5 protein-coding genes are annotated in these 6,056 nt (G+C 62.6%); 1 reads left to right on the forward strand and 4 read right to left on the reverse strand.

The genetic code is table 11. The features are described 5' to 3' along the window. Positions 1-75 precede the first annotated feature (75 nt). The 3 genes from ACOI1H_RS22880 to guaA all read right to left on the reverse strand — a co-directional run bounded on the left by ACOI1H_RS22880 (position 76) and on the right by guaA (position 3,969). Complete coding sequence (locus ACOI1H_RS22880; RefSeq protein WP_422440445.1) at positions 76-1,272, reverse strand: hypothetical protein; 1,197 nt, start codon at positions 1,270-1,272, stop codon at positions 76-78. Positions 1,273-1,400: 128 nt separating this feature from the next. Further along, positions 1,401-2,264: a DMT family transporter gene (locus ACOI1H_RS22885; protein WP_422440446.1), complete on the reverse strand. Its 864-nt coding sequence runs from the start codon at positions 2,262-2,264 to the stop codon at positions 1,401-1,403. A gap of 145 nt (positions 2,265-2,409) precedes the next feature. After that, complete coding sequence (guaA, locus tag ACOI1H_RS22890) at positions 2,410-3,969, reverse strand: glutamine-hydrolyzing GMP synthase (protein WP_422440447.1); 1,560 nt, start codon at positions 3,967-3,969, stop codon at positions 2,410-2,412. A 128-nt stretch (positions 3,970-4,097) separates the two neighbouring features. Here guaA and ACOI1H_RS22895 point away from each other — a divergent pair, with 128 nt between their 5' ends. Then, positions 4,098-5,645: a trimethylamine methyltransferase family protein gene (locus ACOI1H_RS22895; RefSeq protein WP_422440448.1), complete on the forward strand. Its 1,548-nt coding sequence runs from the start codon at positions 4,098-4,100 to the stop codon at positions 5,643-5,645. 10 nt (positions 5,646-5,655) lie between these two features. On the opposite strand, the gene ACOI1H_RS22900 is transcribed toward ACOI1H_RS22895, so the two are convergent. Continuing rightward, a complete protein-coding gene (locus ACOI1H_RS22900) occupies positions 5,656-5,949 on the reverse strand; it encodes a DUF6477 family protein (RefSeq protein ID WP_422440450.1) in 294 nt (97 codons plus the stop codon). Positions 5,950-6,056 lie beyond the last annotated feature (107 nt).

The raw sequence follows: 6,056 nt of genomic DNA on the forward strand, positions 1-6,056 counted from the left end.
GTCCATGCTCGCACAACCCGGAACATGCGAAAAGCCCCGGCGTGACCGGGGCTTTTGCATGGGTCTGGTGATGGATCAGAAGCGGTAGCCGACCGATACGCCGATCGCGACTGCGTCGTTTTCGGCAAAGACGGTGCCAGCCGCATCCGTTCCTTCGCCGAAGGTGATGTATTCGACGCCGCCCGTGACCTTGATGGGACCGGTGGTGTAGGTTCCGCCAAAGCCGTAGGCCGTCGACCCGTCGGTGGGTGCCAGACGCGACAGGGTATCGCCATTGCCGGGTTCATGCGTGACACGCACGAAGCCCGAAAGGCTGTCGCTGAACTTGCGGCCCACGCCGATGCGATAGGTTGTCGAATCGGTATCGACGCCCGTCACCTCGTCGCCGGTCAGTGTGGCATAGCCGTCCGGGCGGACATGCCAGTCGGACCAGGTCGCATGCCGGATGGACCCGAAGACAAGCGTGTCCGTGGCGACGCCGGACTGGAAGTCGAGCGTGTAGACGTCGGGCATCGAGATGTCGGTCGGGCGGGTGCCGGAAATACCGGGAATGGCCGCGAAGGTCTCGGTCGCATTAAAGCTGTGAGTGTAACCCGATTCGTAGGTCAGAGCGACGCGCAGCGCGATTTCCGGACGTTCGTAGGCGGCGCCGATGATGTAGCTGGTCTGCCGGTCCTTGTCGGTCTGCGCGGTGTATCTGAATGGACCATCGACCGGGTCGGTGCTGGCTAGGATCGCCTGCGTCCGGCCGGCACCCGCCAGATCGCCGCCGCCAGCCTGTGCCTGCGCGATGCTCGACCCGAGCAGCAGGCTGGGGATCACGATGTTGGCTTCGGATTCGATGCTGCGTGCACCGCCGTAGATGCTGATGTTCGGCGTGGCTTTGTATTTCATGACGATGGAGGTGCCGATCGAGTTCCACTCGGCGGCCAGACCACGGTAAAGGCCCTGCGGGTAAGACGCATCGGCACCGAACGGCTGATTGACGTAGAGACCAAGTGCGAGGCGGTCGTTCAGGTCATACTTCAGCGATCCCGAGAGGGTGCTGAAATCTTCCGACATGGTGCCGGTCCCGGACTGACCGGTCACCGCCGTTGCTGCCGCCGTGTATTCACCCGACACGCGCGGGCTGACGTTCGCGTATGACAGTTCGACGTAGTTCCCGACCTCGAACAGGGTGCCGTAGTTGGTCAGAGTGCGATCGATGCCGGCGGCGCTGGCCGCGGTCGTTGTCAGCAGCAGGGCCGCCGTCAGTGTCAGTTGTCTTGTCATGTCTCCATCCCCATCATTAATCGTTATCCTCTCCATGACGTTGCAGGGACGGGGGTTAACGGTCAATTAATGACGCGGCGTCAGACCGGCGCGACAGGGGATTCTGTGACCTCTTTGCCGACAGGCCATCAGACGCGAGGGGCCTGACCCCGCGTGATGTTGAGGTAGTTGCCGCCAAAGATCAGGGCGGCACCAAGCAGGATGTAGGGATCGATGACCTCTCCGTAGACCAGCGCGCCGACGATGGCGATGGCGGGCAGGCGGACGAAGTCGATGGGCATGACGACGGATGCCGGTGCCAGCGACAGGGCAGTCGTCAGGCAGAAGTGCGCGAAAAGGCCCGCGCAACCGATCAGGACAAGCCAGGGAAGGGTGGTCGCATCGGGCAGGGCCATGTCGCCGTCGAAACCTGCACAGATCAGGCCGAACAAGGCCTGCATGGTGGTCAGGTAGAACAGGATGCAGGTGATCGACTGGGTCCGTGTCAGCCTGCGGGTGAAGATCGCCGAAAATGCGAAACAGACCGCGCACAGCGCCGCCGCGATCAGCCCCGGAGAGACGGAGGCGCTGCCGGGGCGGGTCACGACCAGCACGCCGACGAAGCCGATCAGTGCTGCCAACATGCCGATCCGGGTCATCCTCTCGCCCAGCAGCAGCGGCGACAGCAGCAGCGCCCAGATCGGCGTGGTGAACTCTAGCGCGAAAACCTGTGCCAGCGGTATGACCGCGATGGCAAAGAACCACAGGTTCTGCCCGGTAAAATGTGCGATGTTGCGGACGGCATGCAGGCCGAGTTGCTGCGTGTTGACCTGTCGCCATGTGCCGGACAAACCCGCGACGACAACGACGATCGCGATACCCAACAGGCTGCGGTAGGTCATGATTTCAAAAGTATCGAGGGCGAAGCTGACCTGACGACCCGCAATCGCCATCGACGTGAAGGAGAAGATCGCGCCGATCATCCAAAGACAGGCCCGCAGGGTGGGCGTCATGCGTCGGTCACGGCAGGTTCATGCGGAGGTAAGTGAATAACGTGCAGCCCTGTGCTGGCCGTCGCCGAAATACCATCTGCATCGCAGCTGGCGCGGAGACCATCGGATCGGTGGGACAGCTCGGCCATCAAATGGGCCGGATGGATCATTCCCATTCGATGGTGCCCGGCGGTTTGCTGGTGATGTCGTAGGTCACGCGGTTGATGCCCTGCACCTCGTTGATGATGCGGGTCGCCGTCTCGCCAAGAAAATCGTGGGTAAAGGGGTAATAGTCCGCGGTCATGCCATCGACAGAGGTGACGGCGCGCAGCGCGCAAGCAAAATCATAGGTGCGCCCGTCGCCCATGACGCCGACGGTGCGGACGGGCAGGATCGCGACGAAGGCCTGCCAGATGTCGTCGTACAGCCCGTGCCGCCGGATCTGGTCGATGAAGACGGCATCGGCCTTGCGCAAGATTTCCAACTTTTCACGCGTGATCTCTCCCGGACAGCGAATCGCAAGGCCGGGGCCGGGAAAGGGATGGCGACCGATGAAGCTGGGCGGCAGGCCAAGTTCGACGCCCAGCGTGCGGACTTCGTCCTTGAACAATTCCCGCAGGGGCTCGACCAGCTTCAGACCCATCTTTTCTGGCAGGCCACCGACGTTGTGGTGGCTCTTGATCGTGACGCTTGGCCCGCCGCTGAAGGATACCGATTCGATGACATCGGGGTACAGCGTGCCTTGCGCCAGAAACTCTGCACCTTCGATATCGTTGGCGTATTTCTGAAAGACATCGATGAAGAGGCCGCCGATGATCTTGCGCTTGGTTTCCGGGTCGGAGACGCCTTCCAGCTTGCCAAGGAACAACACTGATTCGTCCGCGTGGATCAGGTTCAGGTTGTAGTTGTCGCGGAACATGGTGACGACCTGTTCCGCCTCGCCCTGACGCAGCAGGCCGTGATCGACGAAGACACAGGTCAACTGGTCGCCGATCGCCTCGTGCAGCAGGATGGCAGTGACGGAACTGTCGACACCGCCCGACAGCGCGCAGATCACCTGCTTGTCGCCGACCTGGGCGCGGATCGCCTCGATCGCCTGTTCGCGGTAGGCGTGCATCGTCCAGTCGCCGGTGAATCCGGCCATGCGGACGAAGTTTTCGTACAGTTTCGCGCCGTTCGGGGTGTGATGCACCTCCGGGTGAAACTGGACGGCATAGAATTGGCGCGACACGTCCGCGGTAATCGCAAAAGGCGCGTTGGGCGACGTGCCATAGACCTCGAACCCCGGTGCAATCTCGGAGACGTGGTCGCCGTGGCTCATCCACACCTGCTCGCGTTCGGTCAGGAACCAGCCTTGCAACAGGTCAAGCGCGCCATGCTGCTTGACGAAGGCGCGGCCGAATTCCTTGGTGCCGTGACCGCCCACGACCTTGCCGCCCAACTGCAGCATCATCGTCTGCTGGCCGTAGCAGATGCCCAGCACCGGCACGCCCATCGTGAACACGGCATCCGGCGCGCGGGGCGAGTCTGCGCGGGTCACGCTGTCGGGACCGCCCGACAGGATGATGGCCCGTGGTGCGAAATCCGCCAGGAAGGCGTCGGTGACGTTCTGAAAGGGGTGAATCTCGCAATAGACGTTCAGTTCCCGCAGGCGACGCGCAATCAGTTGCGTGACCTGAGACCCGAAGTCGATGATCAGAAGGCGTTGGTGGTCTGTGATATCCATGGCTTTCGATAAGTCGATTTCGGAGAGGCCGCAATGTCGCTTTCGCCTCAGGTGTGGCGTTTGTCGCTTCTCTGACCTGTCGCGTCTGGCGTATCAGGGGCACCAAGATCAGCGGGAAAGGTGCGGACATGACCGAGGCAGCAACAGCAGGACGCAGGGCACGCGGGGGCGGCGGGGCTGCCAGGCGCGCGGAACGCACCGCCGTCAGCGTGGAGACCGCGAAATACATCGAACGCCATATCCCGAACTTCGAGGTGCTGGACGACGCAGCACTTGAGATCATCGAGCGTAACGCCGAGACCGTCCTGGCGGAGATCGGCGTCAATTTCGTCGACAACCCGGCAGCACTGGACCGCTGGCGTGCTGCGGGTGCCGAGATCGAGGGAGAGCGTGTGCGCATTCCGCGCGGACTGGCCCGCAAGCTGTGCAGCACGGCACCCGCGCAATTCACCCAACATGCCCGCAACCCCGAACGCAATGTGGTTGTCGGCGGCAAGAACCTCGTGCTTGCGCCAGTCTACGGCCCGCCCTTCGTGCGCGATGCCGAAGGTGGTCGCCGCTATGCGACAATGGCCGATTTCGAAAAATTCGTGAAGCTGGGCTACATGTCCAAGTGGTTGCACCACTCTGGCGGCACGGTCTGCGAACCGACGGACATTCCAGTGAACAAGCGGCACCTCGACATGCTGCTGGCGCACATGACGTTGTCAGACAAGCCCTTCATGGGGTCCGTGACGGAACCCTCCCGCGCCAAAGATTCCGTCGAGATGTGCGAGATCCTGTTCGGCAAGGATTTCGTGCGCGACAACACGGTGATGACCTCGCTCATCAACATCAACTCTCCGCTGACGTTCGATTCGATCATGATGGGTGCGTTGGAAATCTTTGCCGAACACAATCAGGCCAGCATCATCAGCCCGTTCATCGTGGGTGGTGCCATGGCGCCGGTGTCGGTCGCCGGCACCCTGACGCAGGTGCTGGCCGAAGTGCTGGCGGGCGTCGCCTACAGCCAGGTGGTACGCCCCGGCACCCCGGTGATCTTCGGTGCCTTCGTGACCTCCATCGACATGAACTCCGGCGCGCCGACCTTCGGCACGCCAGAGGCCGCGCACATCACATATGGTGCCGGGCAACTCGCGCGGCGGCTGGGGTTGCCCTACCGGTCCGCCGGGTCGTTCTGCGGATCGAAACTGCCCGATGCGCAGGCCGCCTACGAGACGTCGAACAGCCTGCAGATGGGCCTTCTGTCCGGCGTGAACTTCATGCTGCACGCCTGCGGCTGGCTGGAAGGCGGGCTTGTCGCCAGCTTCGAGAAATTCGTGATGGACGCCGATCAGCTTGGCACGCTGCACCATTTCGCGCGCGGTGTGGACCTGAGCGAGAACGGTCAGGCGATGGGGGCCATCGCCGAGGTCGGTCCCGGTGGCCATTATCTGGGGTGTGAACACACGCAGTCGAATTTCAAGGCCGCGTTCTGGCGGTCCGACCTGTTCGACTACAAGCCGTTCGAGACCTGGGACGAGGAGGGGGCTCGGGATACGCAGGCGCTGGCGTCGGTCCGTGTGAAAAAGATGATCGACACCTACGTTCAGCCGCCCCTCGACCCGGAGATCGAGGCGCGGTTGCGGGCCTATGTGGCTGACAAGAAGGCGTCGATGCCCGACAGCTTCATGTAGTCAGGCACCACTACGGAACCAGGCGCGGGCGCGCGATCTCTTCGAGGTCGCGCGCCTCGGCCATGATGGCTGTCAGCAGGTCGATATGTCGCACGATTGCGTAGTAGGCTGCGTGGGCCAGCCGCGCTTCGTTCTCGTCGCGCTCCGCCTCCATCAAGGCTGCACCGGGACCGGTCGTGCCGTGCTCTGGCAACAGACGCGCCAGGTCGCGGTCCCGGCGGTATCCGTCGAGCCCAAATCGCGCGGCGCGGACCAGTAATCCCGGCCGTTTCAGTTGTTTGATCTGCGATTGAATATCCTGCATCCCACACGCTCCTGTTCAGTCAAGTCCTATCGACAGGTTGTTACTGACACAACCTATGAGGGTGTTGCGTGATATCGCGGAGTCAAGAACGGTCGCTATCCCGTTGA

The sequence above is a fragment of the Loktanella sp. DJP18 genome (assembly GCF_049310965.1).
Lineage (GTDB): Bacteria > Pseudomonadota > Alphaproteobacteria > Rhodobacterales > Rhodobacteraceae > Loktanella.